Genomic DNA, 25,602 nt, shown 5'->3' on the forward strand with positions numbered 1-25,602 from the left:
TTGACGTGTCAACAAAACCATGACGCGTCGACAATGTTGGCACGTCGGGACCAGACCTCGAAGGGGTTATTTATGACCAAGATCGCTATCGTTACCGGCAGCACCCGTCCGGGTCGTGTCAACAAGCAGGTTGCCGATTGGGTTCTCGCCCAGGCCGCCGGCCGCACCGACGCCGAGTTCGAGGTCGTCGACATCGCCGACTTCAACCTGCCCCTGCTGGACGAAGCTTACCCGGCCATGTACCAGAACTACCAGAACGACCACACCAAGGCGTTCTCGGCCAAGATCAGCGAGTTCGACGGCTTCATCTTCGTCACCGGCGAGTACAACCACACCGTCACGCCGGCCCTGACCAACGCCCTGTCCTACCTGAACGTCGAGTTCAACAACAAGGCCGCCGGCATCGTTTCCTACGGTTCCATGGGTGGCGCCCGTGCCGCTGAGCACCTGCGCAACATCCTGTCCGAACTGCAGATCGCCCACGTGCGCAACCAGGTCATGTTCTCGCTGTTCACCGATTTCGAGAACTTCGCCGACTTCAAGCCGACCGAGCAGAACGCCGGCACCCTGGCTCCGATGATCGACCAGCTCATCCCGTGGACCAAGGCCATGGAGTCCGTCCGCGCCGCAGCTGTCGCCGCCAACTAACCTGCGGCCCCCGGCGGCTTCGCGCCGCTTAACGCTCCGCATCGCAGGGCGCTCCGTACCTCCCGTCAGGGAAGCCGGGGCGCCCCGCGCCGTTAAGGCGGGGACGGCCGGAACGATGGCACCGGCGGGTCGGGTTTCGTTGGTACCGGGAGAAGGAGGGACGCGTCGTGGACGCAGGAAACGCTGCGGCCGGCCTGCGGGGGCGGACCCCCAGCCGCCGCGGGATGCTCGACCATCTTGAGCAGGCCGCCTCGGCAGCCGGCTTCCGCCTCGATGAAGACCAGCAAAAGGCCGCCCGCCTGCTCGCCGAAGCCGCCGCGCGGCTCCGCGCCGGACTGCCCGCTTTTTCGGGCACGCGCCGCGGGCTGTACCTCTGGGGTCCCGTCGGACGGGGCAAGAGCTGGCTGGCCCGGGCGTTCTTCGAGGCCGTCGACGTGCCGGGCAAGCAGCGCTGGCACTTCCACGACCTGTTCCGACAACTGCACGCCCTCCGCCGCGACGCGCAGGATCCAGAGGCCCGGCCGCCGGGCACCAGCGCCATTGAGGTGGCTATCGACGGCTTGCTGCGCGGCTGCGCCCTGCTGGTCCTGGATGAATTCCACGTCCACGATCCGGGGGACGGCCAGTTGCTGGCCCGGCTGCTGCGTGAAATCCACCGCCGCGGCATAGTGCTGGTCACCACCTCGAACTATCCGCCCGAGCAGTTGATGCCCGGCGAGGCCTTCCATGAGCTGTTCGAGCCCACCATCGCCCTGATCCGCCGCACCATGCACGTTGCCCCCGTCGCCGGCCCGGTCGACTACCGCACGCAGCCCGCCGGTCGCGCCGACGGCCGGTCGGACGACGGCGGTGCCCGCCCCGGCCGGTTCGGCGACGGCGCCATGGTCGTTGCCCCGGACGGTCCCGGCGACCCGCGGGTTGCCGAGGCGGGCCTAGACTGGCCGTCCGCGGCAGAGGCGCGCGAACTGCGGCCGGGGAGCTGGCCGCTGCCGGTCCTTCGGAGCACGCCGGCCGAATTGTGGTTCGATTTCCGCGACCTGTGCGAAGGGCCCACCGCCGCCTCCGACTATTTGGGCCTGCTGGCGCACGCCGCCCACTGGATCATCTCCGGTGTGCCGCCCCGGGAAGCGATCAGCATGAACGGCTGGCAGCGCTTCAGCAATATTGTGGACATCCTCTATGACGCCGACGTGCCGTTGACGGTCATCAGCGCGGAGCCGCTTGACCTGGCCTCGTCAGCCAGCCCGTCCGCCGTCGACATCTCCCGCATTGCCAGCCGGTTGGGCACCCTCGGCCGGGTGGGTGCCGCGCCCTGACTGCCGTTCCCGCCGGTCGCGCCGGCGGGACAGCGCAACGCCCAGCAGGCACACCCCGCCGCCGATGACGGCCAGCACGGTGGGCGTCTCGCTCAGGAACAGCCACCCCAACACGATGGTGACCGGAGGAACAAGGTAGGACGAAACGCTCAGTTGCCCGGCCGGCATCCGGGCCAGGGCATAGGCCCAGGTGCTGAAAGCCAGGGCCGTGGGCACCAACCCCAGATACACCACGCCCAAGGTCGCCGCGGCCGGGGCGGTGCGCAGTTCCGCCAAAAGGTCACCGGCAAACGGCAGCGATGAGAGTGCACCGATGCTGCAGGCCAACCAGGTGACCTGCCCGGCCGGCACGCTACCCAGGGCCGGCTTCTGGAGCAGCACCCCGGCGGAGTACGTCAACGCCGCTGCCAGCGCCCAGAGCAGCCCGACGCCGCCGGCCGCGCCGCCACCGGTGCCGAAGCCGATCATGACGACTCCCGAGAAAGCGACTCCGGCGCCGATGGCCAGCCACCTGGGGATGCCTTCGCCCAGGAACAGCCCGGCGCCCAAGGCCGTGAGCACGGGTGCGAGATTGACGATCATGGCGGTGGTGCCGCCGTCGAGCGATTGCTCCGCGGTGTTGAGGGCGAAGTTGTAGACGCCGAACCACGACAGGCCGCAGCCGGCGATCAGCAACCACGCCCGGCGGCCCGGCCTGACCCACGGCCGCCCGACCAACAGCAGTGCCAGTGCGGCCGAGCCGATGGCGAGCCGCATCAGGCTGAGCGGACCGGGCCCGAAATGCGGCAGCACGCCGCGGATCACGACGAAGGCACTGGCCCACGCCAGGACCGTCACGATGATGGCCGCAAGGACCGAAAGCGGGACGGCGGCGATCCGCGGGACGTGTGTCATGGTGGCAACGCTAACCCAAGCGGCAGTGCACCGGCCGGGGCCGGACCGGAATGTCTGCTTCCCGCGTCAGGTGTCGGGGCCTGCACCGGTCCTGATGGGGGACGGGTGCGCGCCGGAGGCAGGACGGAACCTCGCGTCGTACCGGTGAGAGCACTGCTACTCTTCATTCATAACGTCGGGGGGCCGGGACGACACCGGGCCGCGTTCAATGCAGGAGGAATGCAGTGCGGACCGTTGCAGGTGAGCCCGGGGCGGCAGCGCGCCCAACCGTCCTGGTCGGCGCCGTGGACCCTGCGACCCGCGGGTTCCTGCGCAGCGTCCTGAGCGATGCCGGCATATCGGTCGCTGCGTTGACTTCCGCGGCCGAGGTGTTGGCCGAGGTGCAGCGCAACCCGCCCGACATCCTTTTGGTGGACGCCGCCGATATGTCCCTGGCCGGGATGGAAGCCGTGCGACGGCTGTCGGACAGCCAGCCGGGCGCGCAGTGGCGGGTGATGCTCATGGCCACCGAGGACGAGCTGCACTTGGTGGAACGCGGCTACGAGCTGGGCGTCTCCGACTACCTGATCAAGCCGCTGACGGCCGCCAGTGTGGTGAACCGTGTCCGCGTGACCCTCGCGAGATCGGAACACCGGCGACGGGAACGCAACGGGGTGGCCGTCCTGCGGGAGCGGATCCGGAATGTGTCCGACGGCATTCGCAGTACGAATGACCCGGACGAAATGATCAACCTCGCGTTGCGTGGCATCGGCGAGGCCTTCGAAGCCGACCACGTCTGGGTGCGTACCCTGGCGGACGAACGAGTGCCGCATACCACCGCTCAATGGATCAGCGAATCCACCCAGGGCTCCATGCCCTACCGCAGCGACGAACAGGTGCTGGAGCTGTCCTCGGCGCTCTGGGCCAAGCACAGCGTGCTCACGTCGGCCGACGACGGCGGCATCGATATCGCCGCATATCCCCATGTGGCCGAATGGCTCGCCACCCCCCGGGGCAAATTGTCCCTGCTCGCGCCCTTGGGGCAGGGCCCGCAGGCTTTCGGCTTGCTGTGCCTGATCCGCACGGGGCAGCCGCGGCCATGGTCGCCGGCCGAGATTTCACTGCTTCAGCACGTAGCCGGCAACCTGGCCCACGGTCTGATTCAGGGGCACCTGATTACAGTTCAACAACAGGTCGTGGAAAAGCTTCGCGAGCTGGACCAAGCCAAGTCGAACTTCGTGGCAACGGTCAACCATGAGCTCCGGACTCCGTTAACCTCTATCGCCGGGTACCTGGAGTTGGTGTTGGACGGAGACGCCGGTGAGGTCCCGGAATCAGTGGCGCGGATGCTGAAGATCGTGGGTCGCAATGCCGCGCGGCTCCGCGAGTTGATCGAAGACATGCTCACCCTGTCCAGGATGGATTTCCAGAGCAGCGGGTTGAAGACGGAACCGGTGGACCTGCCACGCCTCCTGCGCACGGTTTCCACCGCGCTGGAACCGGTGGCGCAGGCCAAGAACGTTAAGCTGGTCGGTGAGGGGCTGGACACCCGGCTCGCCGCTGACGGCGATACCAAGATGTTGGAGCAAGTCTTCACCAACATCCTGTCCAATGCCGTCAAGTTCACGCCGCAGGACGGGGAGGTGCGGGTCACGGTCGACCTCGGCGGCAAGAACGACGACGGCGTCCCCTGCGCCGTGGTCAAGGTCGCCGACAGCGGGATCGGCATCCCGGAAGAAGACCTGCCCCAGCTCTTCTCGCGTTTCTACCGGGCATCCAACGCCCATGCCATCCAGGGCACCGGTCTGGGCCTGGCCATCGTCAAGGGGATGGTCGACCAGCACCGCGGCGATATCTCCGTGGAGTCGAGGGTCGGCATCGGCACGACCTTCACGATTACACTTCCGCTGGATTCCGGACCGAAACAGCAACCCGCCGACGCCTCCGACGCCGTCGCTGTCTCTTAAGCCACAAAGGCCGTGGCATGCGTCCGAAGATGCATGCCACGGCCTCAGCCGGCGAGCGGGATTCCCGCTCTATTTACTTAGTGCGGCCAGTTGCCGGTCTGAATCGAGAAGCCGCCATCGACAGACTTGACGGTCGTGATGGTGGTGTAGCTGCCGTCGGCGGCTGAGGCAGCCGTCGCGCCGGTGATGGCCAGAACTGCAGCAATGAGTACTGATGCCGAGAACTTTTTCATTGGGTGCTCCCTCGTTTTTTATGCATAGACTCGCAAATCGATGCAGTGGTGATGACACTGTTTAGTGTACAGACAGGTGGGTGTTCCAACTACCGGTTAAACGACACATTCAGGGGTTCCCCAGTTAGCGCGCCGGGCCTAATAGGATGATGCAGATGGGACCACTTGCCTGTCTGAATAAACTTCGATGCATGGAGGATAGGCACCATGGCTCCTGATCCGTCCGGAGATAGTTTCCTAATCGAGCTGCGCGCGCGGGAGGCTTTCGGCCGAAGGGACTTTCTGCACGGGCTGGAGCTGGCACTCCAGGCCGCGCGTCGGGCGAAACAGGCGGGTGATGAAACGGCTTGGTGGCAGATGACTTTGTTTCAAGCCGAATGCCAGCGGGGCATGGGTGACATACGATCTTGCATTGAGACGGCGGAAGTTCTCCGCAAGCATCCCATCACGCTTGGGTCGAGAGAGCTCGAATGCCGCGTTCTCACCCTGCTGTCGGATGTTTGTCAAGCAGCCGGCGAGCTAGACCGAGCTGTTCAGTTCGGGGTCAAAGCGGTTCACATTTCCTCGGACATAGACGTAGGTGAGAACCTGAGAATAGGTTCTTTTCTTGCCTTGATCGCTTCCCTCGCGGAGAGCGACCAATTGGAGCAGGCTTGGCAGGAGTGCCTGAAGCTTGTCGGAATCTTGGGGTCAGGCATCGATTCACAGGCTACAGGCAAGGGCTACTGGGTCATCGGCAATGTGGCCTTCCTGCGGCATGAGGCCGAGGACGGGATTAGGTACCACAAGCTCGCAGCTGAGTACCTGTCGCCCTTGAATGATCTGGCTCTGTGGGCTTGGTTCAATCGCGCTTCTGCGTCAATGCGGTTGTCGGCAGGTGTGGCAGACGCCGAAACAGAACATTGCATGGAGCGTGCTGAGTTGGCCGCGTCGATTATCGGTGAGGATGGCAGCGACCGGTTTAAAAACCGTTTGAACCGCGCCAACTGGCACGTTTTAAACCAGGAATTGGATCAAGCCGTGGCGATACTCGTTGGCATCTGCAGCGAGTCTGAGGCAATGGGCCACCAAACCGCGGGAGAAGCGAATCTTCTCTTGGGGCGGGCCCTGCAGGAGCAGGGCGACTTCATGAATGCGCTGCGTTGCCTTAAGGAGAGCCAAGCCTATTTCAGTCAAGCGGGTGCCAAGGATCGGGCGGCGCAGGTTGCGGCTGCAATCGCCGAGTTTCCGCGGGCTTCGTAACATGCATTCTTCATCGTGTCATTGAGCGTGTCGTGAACTCCGTTCGTTTACGCTGTGAACGATTGGCAGTTCTGAAGCAGTAGGTTCTGGATTTGTTGGACGGGAGCGAAAGCTTCCACCGAATCGTTGGGGAGCGGATGCACGTGCTAGGTCATGGCTGGCCCGAGAGGGTTGCAGGAGCGGTATCCAATAACGACGCGGCCGCATGAGGCGCGTGGTTGACCCGGCCGATGCCGTTGCAGCCGACGTGATCAGTGCCGGCGGCGGCATCATCAGCGTCGATCTTCCGAACGGATCAGCCTTCACCGACGAAGTCGCGGCCCACACGTCAACACAGCTTCGCGTTCTTTCCGGCGGCCACCCGTGCCGTGTCTTGATGCGGATGACGGGCATCACATCAATCTCCCGCCTGGCCCGGTCCATGCTGGGCCGGCAGACGAATGCATCCGCCATCGCCCTCGTGGGCGAGTCTCCAGTGGACCGGGTGATCGCCAACTTCGTGCTGGGAGCCGAACCGTCCGAATGCCCTGTCCGCTACTTTGACTCCGAACCACAGGCCCTCGCGTGGCTGGAACGGGACAATGCCGCATAATGCCGATCCTCGGCTCCAGCAGTTGGTCGACGGGATGGTCCGCCTGGCCGGAGGCGATCTGTCCACCAGGATCGACCCCTCGCCGGCACGCGACGATATCGACGCCGTCATCACGGGCGTCAACCTGTTGGCCGAGGAGCTGCAGCTTAGCTACATGGAACTGGAACAGCGCGTCGAGCAACGGACGGCTGAACTGCGCCAGGCACATCGGGACATGAGCCGGATGGCCCTCACAGATGCCTTGACCGGGCTGGCGAACCGCACGGCCTTGGCCAAGGACATGGACGCCGCGCTCGACGATGCGCGGTCCGGCCAGCGGGCCCCGGCATTGCTCCTGCTGGACATGGATTCCTTCAAGCAGGTCAACGACAGTTTTGGCCACGACGCCGGCGACCGCGTACTCACGGTCGTGGCGAACAGGCTGAGGTCCGTCGTGCGCGACGGCGACACGGTGGCACGGCTGGGCGGCGACGAATTTGCGGTCCTGCTTCCGCGCGCGACGACGGACCTCGCGCTCCAGGTGGCCCAGCGGATTCTGGGCGTGCTCAATGACGAAATCCAACTGGACGAAGTCACCGTCTGGCCCCAGGCCAGCATTGGCGTCCGGGTGGCAGATGCGGGACAGACCGCGCAGAGCCTGCTGCTGGACGCGGACACGGCAATGTACGAGGCGAAAAAAGACCCCCAGAACCGCACCAAGGTCTTCCAGTCCCATATGCTTCAGGCGCGCCAACTGCACAACCAGATGGCGTCCGAACTCCGCGGTGCCATCGCGACCGGCGGCTTCGAGCTCGAGTACCAACCGGTGGTGGATCTGTGCACGGGCCTGCCGATCGGGGTGGAAGCGTTGATCCGGTGGAATCACCCGGTGCGGGGACGTGTCATGCCGGCCGACTTCATCCCCATGGCAGAACAGACCGGCCTGATTGTTGACCTGGGGCGGTGGACCTTGTGGGCGGCCGCGCACCAGTTCGCCCAGTGGTCCGCCGAACTGAACCTGGATCCGGCGTTCCAGATCCGCGTTAATCTCTCGGTAGCCGAGCTCCAACGCATCGACCTGGTAGAGCACGTTCGGGGCGTCTTGAGGGATTCCGGAATGCCGGCCGAGTCGCTGGTGCTGGAGATCACGGAGACCGGTCTGGTTACCGGGGGAGAAGTGGAGACCTACTCCTTGCTGGCCCTGCGCAAGCTCGGGATCGGCATCGAAATCGATGACTTCGGAACCGGCTACTCATCGATCAGTTACCTGCGCCGGTTGCCGGTTGACATGGTCAAAGTGGACCGGTCCATCATTGCTACGCATTCTGCCGACGGTTCCCAGCAGGACTTCATCGGTGCCGTCCTTCAGCTCATTCGTGCTGCGGGGCTGGACGCGATCTTCGAGGGCATCGAGACGCGGGAACAGGCGGAACAATTGCGCGATCTTGGCTGTAGCGGTGGCCAAGGGTTCTATTTCAGCAAGCCGGTGTCGGCAGCAGTCATGGCCCGGCTGTTGCGCAGCGGTGCCAGCCTGCCGGCGGCCGTCGAGCCATCCTTTGAGGACGCACCCAGCTTGGCGACCGCGGTGGAGTGACCGGCACGGATGCCATGTGTCGGCGGCCCGTGCCGCCGAGTCGCATCGGGGTTGGCAAACGTGGCAAAATGGACACTTGTGCCGCCGGGTCAGTGTTCTTGGCGGCACGGTCCGCCCTGGTGTAATGGCAGCACCCCGGCCTTTGGAGCCGTGGAGTATAGGTTCGAATCCTATGGGCGGAACGACCACCGGCCGGTAAACCGGAGGTGCTGCGGCAGGTAGGATGCCGTTAACCCAAATGCACCGGCCACACCGGAATCAGCGCAGCGAGGAGTGCCACTTAGTGAGCCCCCAGGACGTCCCTGAACAAAACGTCAAAAACGCTTCAACACCGGCAGCGGTCATCGTCCTGGCCGCGGGGGCGGGCACCCGGATGAAGTCCAAAAAGCCCAAGATCCTGCATGAGATCGGCGGCGTCTCCATGGTGGGCCACGCGCTCGCCGCGGCACGCGGCCTGGCACCCACGGTGCTCGCCGCCGTCGTACGCCATGAGCGTGACCAGGTGGCGGAGCATATCTCTTCGCTGGATCCGGACGTACTGATCGTCGACCAGGACGAGATCCCCGGTACCGGGCGCGCAGTGGAGGTGGCACTGGATGCCCTTCCCGCCCAGCCGGACGGCCCCGTGGTGGTCACCTACGGCGACGTTCCGCTGCTGACCACGGCGCTGCTGAAGGAACTCGTGGCCGAGCACGCCTCCAGCGGGAATGCCGTTACCGTACTGACCGCAGTCCTCGATGACGCCGGCGGATACGGGCGGATCATCCGCGCCGAGGACGGCAGTGTCCAAGGCATCGTCGAGCACAAGGACGCCACGGACGAGCAGCGCGCGATCCGTGAGGTCAACTCCGGAATCTATGCCTTCGATGCCGGAGTCCTTCGCGCCGCCCTGTCCAGGATCACCACGGACAACGCCCAGGGCGAGAAGTACCTGACCGACGTGCTTTCGCTGGCCCGGGCCGACGGCGGCCGGGTGGCCGCCGTCGTCACCACCGACCGCTGGCAGGTGGAGGGGGCCAACGACCGGGTCCAGTTGGCTGCCCTGGGGGCGGAGCACAACCGGCGGGTCTTGGACGCTGCCATGCGGGCCGGCGTCAGCATCGTGGATCCGTCATCCACGTGGATCGACTCGACGGTGACGTTCGGCACCGACGTGACGCTGCTGCCCGGCACTCAGCTGCACGGCGCCACGCATGTCGCCTCCGATGCCGTGGTGGGGCCGGAGACGACCCTGACGAACGTAACCGTGGGCGAGGGCGCCTCGGTCATCAGGACGCACGGCACCGATTCCGAGATCGGGCCCGGCGCCACCGTTGGCCCGTTCACCTACCTTCGCCCCGGCACGGTGCTGGGCGAGAAGGGGAAGATCGGCGCGTTTTACGAAACCAAGAACGTGACCATCGGCAAGGGCGCCAAGCTGTCCCATCTCGGCTATGCCGGGGATGCGGAGATCGGTGAGTATGCCAACATTGGCTGTGGCAATATCACCGCCAATTACGACGGCGAAAAGAAGCACCGTACAGTCATCGGCTCGAACGTGCGCACCGGCTCGAACACCGTCTTTGTGGCTCCCGTGCACGTGGGCGACGGTGCCTACTCCGGCGCAGGCGCGGTGATCCGCAAGGATGTGCCGCCCGGAGCGCTCGCGGTCAGCGTCGCGCCGCAGCGGAACCTTGACGGCTGGGTGCAGAAGAACCGCCCCGGCAGCTCATCTGCAGAAGCTGCCACCCGAACTTCCTCCACGCAATCCCCAACTGCAGAAAGTGATCCTTCATGAGCGGAATCAAGGCACAGGGCGAAAAGAGGCTGGTGCTGGCCTCCGGACGCGCCCATCCCGAGCTGGCGCGGGAGATCGCCAAAGAGTTGGAGATCGACCTCCTGCCGACGTCCGCCTACGACTTCGCAAACGGCGAGATCTACGTCCGGTTCGAGGAAAGCGTGCGCGGCACCGACGCCTTCGTGATCCAGGCGCACCCGGCTCCCATCAACGAATGGCTGATGGAGCACCTGATCATGGTGGACACGCTCAAGCGGGCCTCCGCCAAGCGCATCACCGTGGTCGCTCCGTTCTACCCGTATGCCCGGCAGGACAAGAAGCACCGCGGCCGGGAACCGATCTCGGCCCGCCTGGTGGCCGACATGTACAAGACGGCCGGCGCGGACCGGCTGATGTCCGTCGACCTGCACACGGCGCAGATCCAGGGCTTCTTCGACGGTCCGGTCGACCACCTCATGGCCATCCCGCTCCTGGCCGAGTACGTCCGCACACGGGTCGACCTGGACAACGTGACCGTGGTGTCCCCGGATACCGGCCGCGTCCGCGTTGCCGAACAGTGGGCCGAGCGGCTGGGCGGGGCTCCGCTGGCCTTCGTACACAAGTCCCGCGACGTGAACGCGCCGAACCAGGCCGTGTCGAAGCAGGTCGTCGGCTTGGTTGAGGGCCGCACCTGCGTGCTGATCGACGACATGATCGACACCGGCGGAACGATCTCCGGCGCCGTTCAGGTCCTGAAGAACGCCGGCGCCAAGGACGTCATCATCGCAGCAACGCACGCCGTGTTCTCGGATCCGGCCGCCCGCCGGCTTTCCGAGAGCGGTGCCCGGGAAGTGGTGGTCACCAACACGCTGCCGATCCCGCCGGAGAAAAACTTCAAGGAATTGACCGTCCTGTCGATTGCTCCGCTGGTCGCCCGCGCGGTCCGCGAAGTCTTCGAAGACGGCTCGGTCACGAGCCTCTTCGACGGCAAGGCCTGACAGCGGGGCCTGACACAGTTTCAACCAGTCTCTAGCGGTTCCTGAGCGGAGCCGGCGACGGGTGACGGCCTGACGATGTGGCCGCCCCCTCGCCGGCTCCTTTTCCGTCTCCGGAGGCTTCCCGTCTCAGACCGGGACTGTACCTTGGCCGGCGTGGATCATCTGCCGCAGCCGTTCCCGGCCCACCCGCCTGCTACTCGTGTACAAGGCCGGACTCGCTGGCTATGGTTAATTTCACGTCCGATGGGGGTCGGGCGTTGGGGGCAGGGGAAGAAAGACGGTCTCGCCATGAAGGCTGAGAGTTTATTCAGTCATGCGCTTGTGCCCGGCCCGGACACGGTTCTGATCGGCCGGGTGGAGGTCGCAGGAGCGGTTCTTAAAGCGCTGACGGACAGGGGATCCGCGGGCGCGGTCGTCGTCGCGCCCTCTGGATACGGGAAGACCCTGCTGGCACGGCATGTGGTTAAACATCTTGGGGAACGCGTCCTGGTCGTCCAACTGCGCGGAACCGCGTACGCGCGCAGCCGCTCCTACGGGGCGCTGACATACTTGCTGGCCGAGTTGGATGACTCGCAGCTGGCGCACCCGATGTTGGTTCTGGACGGATTGTCACAACAACTGAGCCAGGCAGCCGGCGGCAGAGACGTCGTCCTGCTGATCGACAACGCGGAGCATATCGACGGCGACTCCGCGACACTGCTCGGCCAACTGGTCACGAGGGGAGATGTACGAAGCATTATTCTCGCCCGGGATTTTTCGGCGGTTCCGCCGGCCTTCCTGAGCCTGGGCCACGACCCGCGAATGCGGCGGATCGACCTGCCTCCCCTGAACCAGTCGGAAGTTGGCGAGCTGGCTGCGACCGGGCTGGACGGACGGCTTTCACGCGAAGCGGCGCGGGTGCTGCAGGCACATTCCGGCGGGAATCCAAGGTTGGTTCCGTTGCTGGTCAGGGACTACGTATCCTCAGGTACTCTCCGGGAACGGAACGGCGTATGGGTCCACACCGGCAAACCGGTCCGGCTGGGGCCGCCCACGGTGAGCACTGTGTGCGCGACCCTGAGCGGTTTGGACGACGACGTTCTGGAGCTCGCCCGCCAACTCGCGGAGTCCGGCGGTCTTCCCCTGTCCGATCTGCAGGCGACCGGGCGCGGTGGTGCCTTGGACCAGCTTCAGTATCGCGGGATAGTTGGCATCGGCTACCATCCGGCCCCAGTGGTCAAAATCGCTGACCGGCTCATGGCAGAGGCCCTCCGCGCAACCTCGCCCGACGGTCTCTATCGGTCCCGGCCACCGGCCGTGCCCCGGACGACCCTCCGCAGCCACCCGGAACCGGTCCGGAACGGCTTGGTGCCGCCGCTAAACACGGCCCGGTCCATGGTCTTTCAGGGTGAGTACGCTGGCTCGCTAGACCTGCTTCGGCGCTGTGCAGAGGATCCCTTTGTCCCGACGTGGCAGAGGCTGCTCAGCCGAGCCCTGCTCTGCGAGTCCTTGGCAGTCACCGGGCGCAGTGATGATGCGCTGGCGGTTGCCGACGAGCCGTGGCCCGACCTTGCAACGGTGCCTGAAGAACGCCGCCGGGAGATCCAACAGCACCGGGCCGCAGCCTACTTGCTGTCCGGCTCCTGGTTGGACGGCGCCGGGCGTCTCCGCCAGTGCGGCCGCCGTGGTGATCCCGGCGGTACGTGGGAGGAACTCGTTGACGGCATCGTGCTGGCCTTAACCGGTGATCTGCACCGTGCAGCGGGCCTGCTGCGCTCTGCCCGCGCCCAGTCGTCGGAAGCGGATCCCGACGGATTGGCACCATTGGCCGAAGCGTCCTTGGCTTACTGCCGGGCCATGCTCAATGAAGCCGGCGGAGAGGCAGGAACAGAACCCCCCCGCGGCGGGGCAAGTCCCTGGCTCATCAACCGCCTGGAACGGCACTTTCGCGCCATGGCACGGGCGGCCAGCGGCGACGTCGATGGTGCGCTGCGACTGCTGCGGCAGCAGGCGGCTGCGGACCGGTCGGCGGCGGTCGGCGCAATGGAGATGATGGCGCTGGCGGCCATGGCGCGTCTGTGCGGGGTGGACGAGGATGGCCGACTGCTGGAACTTGCCACCCGGTGCCAAGGACCTTTCGCCGATGTCTGCGAAACGTACGCGAAGGGCCTCGCTTCCGGAAATGCCAGCCTGCTTCTCCAAGCGGCCGAGCAAGCGGCTAGAGCCGGTCAACTGACCTTTGCCCGCGACGTAGCCGGCCAGGCCGAGGCGGCCGCAGACAGATCGGGACGGGCCGATGTACTCCGCAGGGTCAGGCGCAAGGTTCGTACACTCCTTGAGGCCGGGACGGAATCAGGCTACGAGGCCGCCTGGCGCGGGCGCCTCACTGCGCGTGAACAGGCTGTTGCCAGGTCTGTTGCCGAGGGCCGCAGCAATCACGCTGTCGCCCGGGAACTTGGTGTCTCGACCAGAACGGTCGAAGGCCACTTGTACCAGGTGTTTTCCAAACTGCTCATTCGCAGCCGTCAAGAGTTGGCCGAGATGCTGGCTCCGGACTCCCCTGGCCCAACCGCATGAACGTTTCCGGCTCCGGGGGCGGGCGCCGGGACCTCGTCGATGCGGTGACCGCTTGCCTCGCCGGCCAGGCAACCGGCGGAGCGGTGCTTTACGGGGACGCCGGCATAGGGAAGTCCACCGTCGCGGATGGGGTTGTCCGGAACCTTGGGGACACGGTGCGGGTGCAGCGGGTACGAGCCGAACCAACCCTGGCGCCCGTGCCCTACGGTGCGCTCTTTCCTTATCTGAGGGGAGTGACCCCCGCGGAGTTGGAATCTCCGCTGGCGGTCCTGCGGACGGTGCGCACCTCCCTTGCCAAGGGCCCCGCGGGCGAGGCCCGTCCCCTGTTGCTGATGGTCGACGATGTCCATGATCTGGATGACGCGAGCAGCCATCTGCTGGCGCAACTGGTCATGGCGCGCTCACTCAAGATCCTTGCGCTCTGTAGAAGCTGGAGCGCGCAGCCGCGGGAGCTCCTGGAATTGTGCCAGGACGGGATCCTGGAAGCCTTCGAAGTGCGCCCGCTCACGACGGGGGAAGTCCGCAACACCCTTGAACAGATGTTTGGAGGGGCCGTAGCCGGCGGGACGGTGCAGATGCTGCAGCACAAGTCTTTGGGGAATCCGCACCTCCTGAAGGCCTTGGCCGCCCACGCTGCTGCAGCGGGCAATGTGGTGCAGCACCACGGAGTGTGGCGGATGATCCAGGAACCCACTGGCCTGGATCCGGGCGCACTTGATCTGTTCAAGGGACTGGTCAATGGGCTGGAGGCACCTCAGCGGCGTGTGGTGGACATCGCCGCACTGGCCGGCTCGGTGTCGGCTGCAGCGACCGGTGCCCTCTTCGACAGTATGGCGGTCCGATCCTTGGAGGAGATGGGGCTGTTGGCGGACATGCGCACCGGAAACCTCGCCGTGCGGCTTCGGTTCCCGCCGTACGCGGACGTTATCCGATCCATGGTGCCCGCAGGACGCAGCGCGGAACTTCTCAACCAATACCTGGACGTCATGAACCGCCTGGAACCTGCACCGGAGAGAGCCAGGGTGGAACTGGTGCGCTGGCAGGTTGACGCCGGCCGGCCGCCGTCACCCGAAGAATTACTGCCTGCCGCGTGTGCCGCCAATGACGAGTGTGACCATCAGCTGGCTCTAAGGCTTGCAGATGCCGGCACAAACGGCCAGCCTGCCGCTCTGGTGGAACGAGCGCGCGCCCATTGGGGGCTGGGCGACAGCTCGGAGGCCAAAACGGCGCTGGACCTGATCCATGAGAACGTGGACCATCGGACAATCGCGGCCGCCGCGCTGCTCCGGGCGTCCCTGGTGGAGCCGGAAGCCGGGTACCGGGTTCAGCTTGAAAAGATTTCCTCCGGTTGGATGGAAGCAGCGGCGGCGCAACCCTCGACGGCCCCGGGCGACGCTCCGGTCGCAGCGGCGTGCCTGGATGCAGCAACCGGTGCTTGGTTGCTGCAGGCTTATGCCGACATGTTGGAAGGAAACTTCGGAACGGCCCTCGATCGGCTGGAGAACGCCCCCGCCCCTGGATCTGAGGATGCTGGAGTTACCCGACTGCTTGCCGGTACCGTCAAGGCGCTTTGCCTGGCGGAAACCGGCCGTTTCAGGCAGGCGGCGGAAGCCGGGACAGAGGCCCTGAAGCTGGTCGCGGCAACTCCGTCGCTACGGTCCTTCTATCCCTTTGTCTTCTCCCGGAACGTGGAGTCCTTGTTGATCGCCGGCCGCTACCAGGAGGCAGAACGCGCCCTGGATGAATACAGCAGGACCGCGCCGTGCCGGCACCGTTGGTTTTCAGGTAACGAATCCGCTCTGCGAGGACTGCTTCTCTTTCGAAGGGGCCGGATGAAGCCCGCGGTCCAGTCGTTGGCGGAAGGTATCGGCCCGCTGCGCCACGAGGATCAAGGGATGCTGCTTCCATCCGTGCTCGGAGCCGCAGCAGCCGGAGCGGCTCTGTTGGGCAACGGCGGGCAAGCCAAAGACTTCCGGGTTGGCCTGCAGAAAGAAGCGGGCACCGGGAGCCGCCCGCGCCTGCTTGTAGCCTCTGCCTACGCTGCAGCAGATGCATCAAGCCGCGCGGGCCCGCCGGGAACAGCACGCGCGAATCCGGTTCTTCTGCTGGACGAACTTGAAGCCTTCGCGGCAACGGCCCGTGCGGCGGGATGGGTCAGCGCAGAGAAAGAGATCTTGGAGCATCAGCTCCTGCTCGGGGACGGTAGCGGGGCGGCACGTCTCGCGGAACTGTGCGCCCCGTTGGATGGGCCCGAAACCCAGGCTTTGGCGGCTGTCGCGTCCAGCAGGGCCTCATCGGATCCGGGGGGTTTGATGGCAGCAGCCGAGATGGCAACGCGTGCGGGCAAAGATTTGCTCGCGGCCACGGCAACGTCCTGGGCATCGGACATCTACCAACGGCAGGGGCTTCAACGCCAGCACAACGGTGCACTGCACCAATTGCGGGTAACCCTGCGCCGACTCGACGGTGTCACGACTCCTGCAACCGAACGTGCCCGGGGGAGTGCACCGGCACTGACCGCGCGGGAGCAACAAATTGTCCACTTGGTGCGCCGGGGCGCCAGCAACAAGCAGATCGCGGAGTCCTTGACGCTCTCTCCCCGGACCGCCGAGGGACACCTGTACCGGATATACCGAAAACTCGGGGTCGAGAACCGCCAGCAGCTGATCCGGTACGCCGAAGTACTGGATCAGTGAGGGCCAACAGCAAGTATCTGACGCGCAGATCCAAGTACCGCCCGCGAAGCAGCAAGTAGGCCATCGGTCATGCCGCGGCAGGAAACAGCCGAATTGTCGGTCCAAGTCGAGTGTCGGCTACTTGGGCATACATCGTAGCCGCTTCCTAGGCTGAAACTGTCGAAAGCTTCGGTAGAAACCAAGGGGGCGTGAGGCTCTCGACGACTATCGGTTCCGGGACAGTCCGCGGGCATGCGTCGGCGGGCTGTGACATCCATCCCGGCAACCGAATTTGGGGCACGGGCCTCGCCTGGGACACGGGCAGCATCGCGCATCCCCGTAGGAGCACTGCGCGCGCTGGTCGATCGCAGAATCCGTCTGGTGGAACGGATTGGGGACCCGGTTGAACAGATTGGGGAATCGTCATGATCGCAGAACTCGACAAGGTCTCGAGGGCCTGCCACACGCATGTTCACACATGCGGCGGTCCCGCACGGTCCGGCGCAGCAGAACGGGTCACCGGAGCTGTCCAGGCCTGCAGCCCGGGACTCACACGCTCCCCCCGCCCGGAGGAGACGTGCCCGGGGCGGCAGCCAGCGACAGCTAAGGCAGGTTAATGATGGATATTTTTACATCTCTGGAGTCGGAGGTCCGCAGTTACTGCCGGACTTGGGATACCGTTTTCGACTACGCCGCCGGGGACACGCTGCATAGCGAGGACGGCAGGGAGTATCTGGATTTCTTTTCGGGCGCAGGAGCACTCAATTACGGGCACAACAACCCGCTTCTGCTGGAGCCGCTGATTACTTACTTGCGCTCCGGGTCGGTCATCCATTCACTCGATATGAAGACGAAGGCGAAGCGACGATTCCTGGAGACGTTCCTGGAACTAATCCTGATCCCTCGCGGTCTCGACTATAAGGTCATGTTCACCGGCCCCACCGGGACGAACAGCGTCGAAGCGGCGCTGAAGCTGGCGCGCAAGGTTACCGGCCGGCACCAAGTGCTGAGCTTCACCAATGCGTTTCACGGGATGACCCTTGGCGCACTGGCGGTAACGGGCAATTCACTAAAACGCCAAGGCGCAGGAGTTCCGCTCAATAACGCCTCTAGCTTCCCTTATGACGGCTACTTCGATCAGCCGGCGGAAGATTTCCTGTGGCTGCAGCATGCGTTGGAGGACAGCGGGTCCGGACTGGACAAACCCGCCGCGGTCATAGTGGAGACGGTTCAGGGCGAGGGAGGGCTCAGAGCGGCCAGTGGAAGTTGGCTGCGGCGACTCTCCGATATCTGTCACCAGCACGGCATGCTTCTTATCGTCGATGATGTCCAGGCCGGGTGTGGACGTACGGGCACGTTCTTCAGCTTTGAGGAAGCAGGTATCCAACCCGATATTGTCTGCCTGTCGAAATCACTGTCCGGTTTCGGACTGCCGCTTGCCGTCATGTTGTTAAAACCCGAACTGGACATCTGGAAGCCGGGAGAGCACAACGGTACCTTCCGCGGCCATAACCCGGCCTTCGTGACCGGGACCGCGGCCCTGGAACACTTCTGGAACGGTCGGGGATTCGAACGAGACATCGCGGCACGGTCCGCACAGTTGCATGCAGCTCTGGCAACGATGGCGGTCGGCATTGAAGGCGCCCTTGTCCGCGGTCGAGGGCTCTTGGCAGGCGTGTATTTCCCGGACCGGACAATGGCACGAAAAGTTGCCGCCGAATCCTTCGCCCGTGGCTTGCTTGTAGAAACCTCCGGGCCGGAGGGAGAAGTGCTCAAAGCCATGCCTGCATTGACTATCAGCGCGGAAAACATGACCCGCGGGCTTGACCTGCTTGCAGAGGCAGTCCGATCGGTTGCCGGTGAATGGCTTGACGGAACGCCGGGCAGCCGCGGTGGGGACGTCCCCAGGCCGCGGGCGTCCAGTTCGGCGCTGCTGCGCGCAGTGAGCACGCCGAGCCGAGCACACATTGGCAAATAGGCGGTTAGCTCTGGACAGGCGCAGCAGGGCAATCCGGAGTGTTTGCGGGGCAGCGACCGCACCCGAGGTGCAGCGGCAGCCCAGCAAGTTTGGGGGTCAGGGTGAAAAACTACAAGCGCATAGATGAGGCCATGGATGAAGCTGCTGTCCGCATGGCACAGGACTCATTCGAGCTGCCGCGCAGCGCCTCGAGGCTCGGCGAGCCGCTGCCGTGGGGCGAACGAGCGGAGGCGGCGGGCACGGCTGGACGCTCAACGAATATCATCGTGCAGAAGTTCGGTGGCTCGTCGGTGGCGAATGCCGACGGCATTCGACGCGCCGCTCACCGAGTGGCTGAGACACAGGCGTCTGGATATCAAGTCGTTGCAGTGGTCTCCGCCATGGGCGACACCACCGACGAGTTGTTGGATCTCGCGGCCAGTGTTTCGCCGCATCCCCCTGCCCGCGAACTCGACACCCTGCTGACGACCGGCGAACTCGTTTCGGCGGCCTTGCTGGCGATCGCCTTAGCCGATTTGGGCGTCGATGTCCGGACCTTCACAGGCAGCGAGGCGGGCCTCATCACCGACGACTGCCACGGCAAAGCTCACATTATCGATGTCGATCCGCGCCAAGTCCGTGCCTGCTTGAAGAACGGTCAGGTCGCCGTCGTGGCAGGGTTTCAGGGCAAAAGCCGTAAAGGGAAGACGGTCACCACTCTGGGGAGGGGTGGTTCGGACTTGACCGCCGTCGCACTCGCCGCAGCACTCGGCGCAGGCGTCTGCGAGATCTATACGGATGTCGACGGTATTTATACGGCAGATCCGCGAATCGTTCCCAACGCGCGCAAGATTGATGTACTCGCCAGCGAGGAAATGCTCGAGTTCGCAGCCGCGGGGGCAAAAGTTCTCCACCTCCGATGCATTGAATACGCTCGCCGCTTCGGTATTCCGATCCATGTCCGTTCTTCGTTCGTGCAAAAGCGGGGCACCATGATCCTGCCCAGTCTCGATCAACCCCGTTCGGATGCGCACGCAGGCGAACAGACTCTGGTTTCGGGCGTGGCAAGCGTCAACTCCGCTGCACAAGTGACCATCGCCGGAATCCCGGCCTGCTCGAGGACTGCCGCGCGACTCCTTCAGGAGCTCGCCGCATCGGGGCTGAACATCGAAATGATCGCCCAGAATTCGCGGGACGCGGGGACCGGAATCGCCGACATCACCTTCACCCTCCCATCTACGGAGGCGTCGGCAGCCATAGCGGCCCTGGACGCGGCCCGGAGCCGCATCGGATTTGAAGCCCTGTACCACAAGGGAGAAGTGGGCAAGGTCTTGCTCACCGGACTCGGGATGCGCTCTTCGCCCACTACCCTCAGCACTTTCTTCAGAGCACTTTCGGACGCCGGGATCAGTCCGGAGATGATCTCGATTTCCGAGCTGTGCATCGCGGCCGTGGCACGGGCCGATGAGCTTGCCGATGCTGTCCGCGCTCTGCAGGACGCCTTTGGTCTCACGCCGCAGGACAAGGAAGCGGCGGGCGACCGTTCGCCGGACACGCTTCCGCAGTTCGAGGTTCAGGCGCTCGCCGCTACCCGGCCGGGATCTTCCGCATGACGTCTGACTGGGGAGGAAGGTGCAGCTTAGGCAATGTGCCGAGCCGGCACGAGGACATCAGCTTTCTGCGCCACGCGAGCAGGGACTGACCCCAGTGACCCATACGCCCAAATGCAGTGCATAAACGGGAGGTACCAATGGCGCCAGCCGAGAACTCGTACCTTAAATCAGAGGACACCACCACCATGCTGGTCAGGCAGTCCCACGCGCGGACGCCGGCCGGCGCTCATAAAGCGGCGCCCAAAGAATTAGTCGCACTGGCGGCGCCAACGGACCCCGCCCCGGCAGGAGCCAGCGAACGGACCGGCAGCACAATCACTCCCGCCCCCGGCGTGTACTCAGGGGGGCCTGCACCGATTCCTCGCACGTTGCTGGACATCCTCTTTCGCTCCGTAGACGAGTACCCGGACGCGCTGGCGTTGGATGACGGCACCACCTCATTGAATTACCTGGCGCTGCTGGAGCGGATCGAGTCCCTGGCCCTGAACCTGCGCGAACGCGGGATCGGTGCCGGAGACCGGGTCGGCATCCTGATGGCCCTTGGTACGGTCGACCTCTACATCGCAGTGCTGGCCGTACTCGTTCGCGGAGCGGCATGCGTCCCTGTCGATCCCGACGAGCTCGGTGACCGGGCCGCTTTGGTATGGGAAGCGGCCGAAGTATGCGCGGTAGTCGGACCCGGGCTTCGGGTCCGTCCCGTTATCGGAGCGCCCGCCCACGGAGAGGCTCGCCCGCCCACCGCCGACGACGATGCATGGATCATCGTCAGCTCAGGCTCGACCGGCCAATACAAGTCAATCGCAGTGTCGCACCGGTCGGCGGCCGCCTTTGTGGACGCTGAAGCGTCGGTCTTCTGCGCCGAGGATCCGCTCGGGCCCCGCGATCGTGTGCTGACCGGTCTCTCCGGCAGGTCCGGCCTGTGCCACGAAATGTGGCTGGCGTGGCGGCACGGCGCCTGCTTGGTGCCGGCACCTCCCGAGGTCATCCGCTCAGGCGAAAACCTGAGCCCGTGGCTGGTGCAACGGGGTATCACCGTGGTTTCAACGGCGTCTGCCCTCGCTGCACTATGGCAGGCGGAATCGCTGCAAGACGTCCGGTTGCTGATCTTCGGCGAGGAATGCCCACCGCATCTTGCGCCGCGGCTGGCCGCCCCCGGCAGGGAAGTATGGCACACGTACCGTCCCATCGAGGCCATCGTCGCCTGTGCTCCAGCCCATGGGTCGACTCCGGCGGGCATCGGCCGGCCGCTGCCCGGCTGGCAACTGGCCGTAGTGGACAGGAACGACCAGCCTGTCGCCTGGGGCGAAGAAGGAGAACTGGTCATCGGCGGGGTTGGCTTAGGCCGCTGCCTCGATCCAGGCGAAGACGTCGAGAAATATGCTCCCCTGGGCGCCCTCGGCTGGCCACGGGCCTACCGCACTGGGGATTTTGTTCGCGCCGATCCTGAAGGCCCGGTGTTTGTCGATCGGGCCGGCGGGCAGGCAGAACCCGCAGGGCGAAGAGTCGAATTGAGCGAGACGGAGCTCAGCGCAGCACCGTACGAGGTGCGCTCGGGCGGTCCGGCAACCGCAACCGACGTAGTTCACGAGCCGATGACGACCGCGGTAGACCTGCTGCTGCAGTCCCCGCACCGCCAAGAGGTGCGGTGGTCTCCGGGCGAGCGCCTGGAGGAGCTCTTCGAGAGCCGATGCGACTTGTTGCGCCGCGAAGGCCGGGCAGGCCAGTTGGCGGTCGACTCCGCGGACTCGAGGTTGACCTACGATCAGCTCGACGCGCGGGCCAATCAGCTGGCCCGGCATTTGCTCGATGACGGAGCCCAGGCCGGCGATCGCATTGCGCTGTTGTTCGACCACGCCGTGTGGGCCTATGTCTCAATACTGGCGGTGCTGAAGATCCGGGCGGCGTATGTGCCGCTGGACGCGGGATTTCCGCCGGACCGGATGGGTTACATCATGGAGGACGCCGGGGCCAGCCGCGTGCTGACCTTGAGCCACCTGGCCAGTCTGTTGCCGGAGGACTGCCCGCGCGCCCTGAGTTTGGACACGGCCGCCGCGGACATTGCAGCCATGTCCGGCTCCCGGCTCGCAGACAGCGAGAAGCCCGCCCCTGTCGAGAACCTGGCCTACGTCATCTACACGTCGGGCTCCACGGGCCGTCCCAAAGGGGTGGCCATCGAACACTCCAGCATTTGCAACTTCGTCAGGGTCGCCGCCGAGGTCTACGGATATCAGGGCAACGACCGCGTCTATCAGGGACTGACGATCGCCTTCGACTTTTCTGTCGAGGAGATGTGGGTGCCGTGGATGGTCGGGGCGACGTTGGTGCCCAAGCCGAGTTCGAAGAGCCTGCTCGGGGTTGACCTGGAACGGTTTCTGCTCGACAACCGTATTACCGCGATGTGTTGTGTACCCACCCTGTTGGCCACACTGGAGCACGAACTCCCTGACCTGCGTTTTCTGCTGGTCTCGGGTGAGGCGTGCCCGCGCGATCTGGCCGAGCGTTGGTACCGGCCCGGCCGGAGATTCCTCAATGTCTACGGGCCCACCGAAGCGACCGTGACCGCCACGTGGGACGTTCTGCATCCCGACAAGCCGATCACCCTCGGCCAGCCGCTGCCGACCTACACGATCATGATCCTGGATCCCGACGAGCCGCGTGCCCTGCCACGGGGAGAGACAGGCGAGATCGGCATCGCCGGGATCGGGCTGGCGGTGGGTTATGTGAATCATCCCGAGAAGACTAATGCGGTCTTTATCCCCGACTTCATGGGCATTTCGAATAACCCATCGGGACGCATCTACCGCAGCGGCGACCTTGGGCGGATCAACGACGACGGGTTGATCGAGTACTACGGCCGAATCGATACCCAGGTCAAAATCCGCGGGTACCGGATCGAGCTGTCAGAAATTGAATCGGTGCTTCTGCAAATCCCTGGGATCGCGCAGGCAGTCGTCGAGACCCATGAGTCGGCACCGGGGATGACAGAGCTTGCCGCGTTCTATACGTTGCGCCAAGGGGTCTCCGAACTCGCGCCCGAGGAGATCAGGGAGGAGCTCCGCGACCGGCTGCCGGGCTACATGATCCCGGCCTTCTATGAGCAGCTTGAGACCATGCCGATGCTGCCCAGCGACAAGGCCGACCGGAAAAACCTGCCGACACCCAGCAACCGGGTGAGCGCTTCAGCCGAGGGCGAGTACTGCGAACCGGCGACGGACGCCGAGGCGGCTCTCGCCGAGCAGCTTGCTGCCGTGTTGGGATTGGAGCGCGTCTCCGTCGAGGCTCACATGTTCGAGAATCTCGGGGCCAACTCCCTGATAGTTGCGCGATTCTCCGCCGCGCTGCGCACGAACACCGACCTGCCGCCGGTTGATCTGCAGGTCATCTACGAGCATCCGACGATCCGAGAGCTCGCCGCTGCTCTTACTTCCCCGACAGCCCCCCACGCTTGGGCAGCACAGGAACCGCACCCCAGGCCCAAACGAGGGCGGGCCGGCACTTTCGACGTCGTGCTCTGCGGTGCCCTGCAAGCCGCACTCGCCATCGGCTACTCCTACACCTTCCTCACGGCGATCACGGCCGGCTTCACCTGGGTCATTGCAGGGGAGGGCGTCCTGGAGACCTGGGGGCGATCGGTCGTCGTCGGATTCAGCTTCTTTCTGGCCCTCAGCATCGTGCCGATCCTGCTGAAATGGCTGCTCCTCGGACGATGGGAAGAGCAGAACATCCGCATCTGGTCCCTGGCCTACGTCAAGTTCTGGTTTGTCCGGGCGCTGGTCAGACTCAACCCGTTGGCCTTCTTCGTCGGGACCCCCATCCTTCCCTTCTACCTGCGGTTGCTGGGAGCCAAGATCGGCTCCAACGTCACCATCCTCACCCCCATCACTCCGGTATGCACCGACCTCTTGACGATCGGCAGCGGGACGGTGATCAACAGGGATGCGTTTTACCTGTGCTACCGGGCCCACGACGGGTGGATCCAGACCGGCCGGGTCACGCTTGGCCAGGACGTCCTGGTGAGCGAGAGGTGCGTGCTGGACATCAACTCCACGATGGGCGACGGAGCTCAATTGGGTCACTCGTCGTCCTTGCAGCGGCTGCAATCCGTACCCGCCGGCGAAAGCTGGCACGGGTCCCCTGCGGTGCCGACCGACGTGAACTACCGGTTCGTCGAGCCGCTGCCGTGCAGCCGGCGGCGGCGGGTCACCTTCAGCGTGCTCCTCCTGCTCAACAACACTGTCCTGTTCGGCCCGTTGCTTCTACTGGCCATTGCGCTGCTCCTGCCGGCCTACGGGGAAACCGGCCATATGGACCACACGAACCCGGGCTTCTACGCGGATCTGGTATTCGCTTCATTCGTCGTGCTGTTTGGTGGCATGTTCCTCGGTCTGGCCGCAATGTTCACGGTTCCCCGGCTGCTCAACCTCCTGATTAAACCGGGGCAGGTTTATCCGATGTACGGGCTGCGCTACGCCGCCCACCGGCTCATCTTCCGGCTGACCAACGTCTTCCAGTTCATGCACATCACCGGGGACAGCTCCCTGGCTGTGCACTACCTTCGTCTGCTGGGTTACAAGCAGCCAAATGTTGAGCAGACAGGATCGAATTTCGGGACGGAACTCGACCATGACAACCCTTACCTGACTACCGTCGGATCCGGAACGATGATCTCCGACGGCGTGTCGATCAGTAACGCCAACTACTCAGGTACGTCCTTCAGCGTCTCCGAGGTGAAAATCGGGGCGAAGAACTTCTTCGGCAACGACATTCCGTATCCGTCCCGCGCCCGTGTCGGCGACAACGTTCTCTTCGGCAGTAAAGTCATGATTCCCATCCATGGCGAGGTTCGGGAAAACGTCGGCCTGCTCGGATCACCGGCGTTCGAGATTCCCCGGTCGGTCAATCGCGACCTCAAAACGGACCGGCGGGAAGAAATGATCCGCCGGCTGCCGGCCAAGAACCGGCACAATGCCGTCTCCCTTGGGCTGTACCTGGCGAGCCGGTGGGTCCTCATCCTCGCCGGCATGCTGGCCTTTTCACTCGCCCTCATACTCTTCCCGGGCGTTCCGGGACTCGGGCTGTACTTGGGCACCGTCAGCTTCGGCGCCTTCATGATCGCCTTCTTCATCGTGCTCGAGCGTGCCGCCCAGGGATTCAAAGCCATGGTCCCGACCGTTTGCTCCATCTACGACGTCAGATTCTGGCGGCACGAACGGTTCTGGAAGTTCATCACGTATCCGCTGTATTTCTTTGACGGCACCCCGTTCAAGCCCCTGTTCTGGCGCCTGCAGGGCGTGCGGATGGGTAAGCGTGTCTTTGACGACGGCTGCGTCATCCCGGAGAAGACGCTGGTGACCATCGGTGACGACGCGACTCTCAATAACTCCAGCGTCGTCCAGTGCCACTCCATGGAGGACGGCGTCTTCAAACTCGACGCGATCGCCCTCGGCCGGGGAGTCACCTTGGGCGTCGGGTCCTACCTGCTCTACGACGTCGTCATGGGCGACGGCTCGGTCCTGGAGGCCGATTCCCTCCTGATGAAGGGTAGCCAAGTGCCGGAGGGCGCGCGGTACGGCGGCAACCCCGCACGAGAGATCGTTTAGACA

15 protein-coding genes and 1 tRNA gene are annotated in these 25,602 nt (G+C 64.8%); 14 read left to right on the forward strand and 2 right to left on the reverse strand.

Annotated features, from left to right (window positions below):
* Nucleotides 1-72: 72 nt before the first annotated feature.
* Complete coding sequence (locus tag AC5RW2_RS02190; RefSeq protein ID WP_494001421.1) at nt 73-648, forward strand: NADPH-dependent FMN reductase; 576 nt, start codon at nt 73-75, stop codon at nt 646-648.
* A 167-nt stretch (nt 649-815) separates the two neighbouring features.
* Nucleotides 816-1,964: a cell division protein ZapE gene (gene zapE, locus AC5RW2_RS02195; RefSeq protein WP_494073602.1), complete on the forward strand. Its 1,149-nt coding sequence runs from the start codon at nt 816-818 to the stop codon at nt 1,962-1,964.
* On the opposite strand, the gene AC5RW2_RS02200 is transcribed toward zapE, so the two are convergent.
* A complete protein-coding gene (locus AC5RW2_RS02200; RefSeq protein WP_494073603.1) occupies nt 1,884-2,858 on the reverse strand; it encodes a DMT family transporter in 975 nt (324 codons plus the stop codon). The genes zapE and AC5RW2_RS02200 overlap by 81 nt on opposite strands.
* A gap of 224 nt (nt 2,859-3,082) precedes the next feature.
* On the opposite strand from AC5RW2_RS02200, the gene AC5RW2_RS02205 reads away from it, so the two are divergent.
* A complete protein-coding gene (locus AC5RW2_RS02205; RefSeq protein WP_494073604.1) occupies nt 3,083-4,804 on the forward strand; it encodes an ATP-binding response regulator in 1,722 nt (573 codons plus the stop codon).
* Between the two features lie 77 nt (nt 4,805-4,881).
* On the opposite strand, the gene AC5RW2_RS02210 is transcribed toward AC5RW2_RS02205, so the two are convergent.
* Nucleotides 4,882-5,037, reverse strand: coding sequence for a hypothetical protein (locus AC5RW2_RS02210; protein ID WP_494073605.1), 156 nt, complete (start codon nt 5,035-5,037; stop codon nt 4,882-4,884).
* Between the two features lie 207 nt (nt 5,038-5,244).
* Between AC5RW2_RS02210 and AC5RW2_RS02215 the strand changes: the two genes are divergently transcribed.
* The 11 genes from AC5RW2_RS02215 to AC5RW2_RS02265 all read left to right on the forward strand — a co-directional run bounded on the left by AC5RW2_RS02215 (nt 5,245) and on the right by AC5RW2_RS02265 (nt 25,599).
* Complete coding sequence (locus AC5RW2_RS02215) at nt 5,245-6,279, forward strand: hypothetical protein (protein WP_494073606.1); 1,035 nt, start codon at nt 5,245-5,247, stop codon at nt 6,277-6,279.
* A gap of 205 nt (nt 6,280-6,484) precedes the next feature.
* Nucleotides 6,485-6,871, forward strand: coding sequence for a SpoIIAA family protein (locus AC5RW2_RS02220; RefSeq protein WP_494073607.1), 387 nt, complete (start codon nt 6,485-6,487; stop codon nt 6,869-6,871).
* The gene (locus AC5RW2_RS02225) at nt 6,861-8,444 is read left to right on the forward strand and encodes a putative bifunctional diguanylate cyclase/phosphodiesterase (RefSeq protein ID WP_494001414.1); all 1,584 of its coding nucleotides are present in this window, start codon (nt 6,861-6,863) and stop codon (nt 8,442-8,444) included. The genes AC5RW2_RS02220 and AC5RW2_RS02225 overlap by 11 nt, the downstream gene beginning before the upstream one ends.
* A 110-nt stretch (nt 8,445-8,554) precedes the next feature.
* A tRNA-Gln gene (locus AC5RW2_RS02230) sits at nt 8,555-8,626 on the forward strand.
* 56 nt (nt 8,627-8,682) lie between these two features.
* On the forward strand, nt 8,683-10,221 hold the full coding sequence (gene glmU / locus AC5RW2_RS02235) for a bifunctional UDP-N-acetylglucosamine diphosphorylase/glucosamine-1-phosphate N-acetyltransferase GlmU (RefSeq protein WP_494073608.1): 1,539 nt from the start codon (nt 8,683-8,685) through the stop codon (nt 10,219-10,221).
* Entirely contained in the window at nt 10,218-11,198 is a 981-nt protein-coding gene (locus AC5RW2_RS02240) for a ribose-phosphate diphosphokinase (protein ID WP_494001412.1), read from the forward strand. Before glmU ends, AC5RW2_RS02240 begins: the two co-directional genes overlap by 4 nt.
* Nucleotides 11,199-11,486: 288 nt before the next feature.
* Nucleotides 11,487-13,754, forward strand: a complete 2,268-nt coding sequence (locus AC5RW2_RS02245; RefSeq protein ID WP_494073609.1) for a helix-turn-helix transcriptional regulator — start codon at nt 11,487-11,489, stop codon at nt 13,752-13,754.
* Nucleotides 13,751-16,450 carry a LuxR C-terminal-related transcriptional regulator gene (locus tag AC5RW2_RS02250; RefSeq protein ID WP_494073610.1) on the forward strand — a complete coding sequence of 900 codons (2,700 nt, stop codon included), beginning with the start codon at nt 13,751-13,753 and terminating at the stop codon, nt 16,448-16,450. Before AC5RW2_RS02245 ends, AC5RW2_RS02250 begins: the two co-directional genes overlap by 4 nt.
* Nucleotides 16,451-17,048: 598 nt before the next feature.
* Entirely contained in the window at nt 17,049-18,407 is a 1,359-nt protein-coding gene (ectB, locus tag AC5RW2_RS02255) for a diaminobutyrate--2-oxoglutarate transaminase (protein ID WP_494073686.1), read from the forward strand.
* 152 nt (nt 18,408-18,559) lie between these two features.
* Nucleotides 18,560-19,999, forward strand: coding sequence for an aspartate kinase (locus tag AC5RW2_RS02260; RefSeq protein WP_494073687.1), 1,440 nt, complete (start codon nt 18,560-18,562; stop codon nt 19,997-19,999).
* A 137-nt stretch (nt 20,000-20,136) separates the two neighbouring features.
* Nucleotides 20,137-25,599, forward strand: a complete 5,463-nt coding sequence (locus tag AC5RW2_RS02265) for a Pls/PosA family non-ribosomal peptide synthetase (RefSeq protein ID WP_494073611.1) — start codon at nt 20,137-20,139, stop codon at nt 25,597-25,599.
* Nucleotides 25,600-25,602: the final 3 nt, after the last annotated feature.

The sequence above is a fragment of the Arthrobacter sp. B0316-1-20 genome, assembly GCF_059091865.1.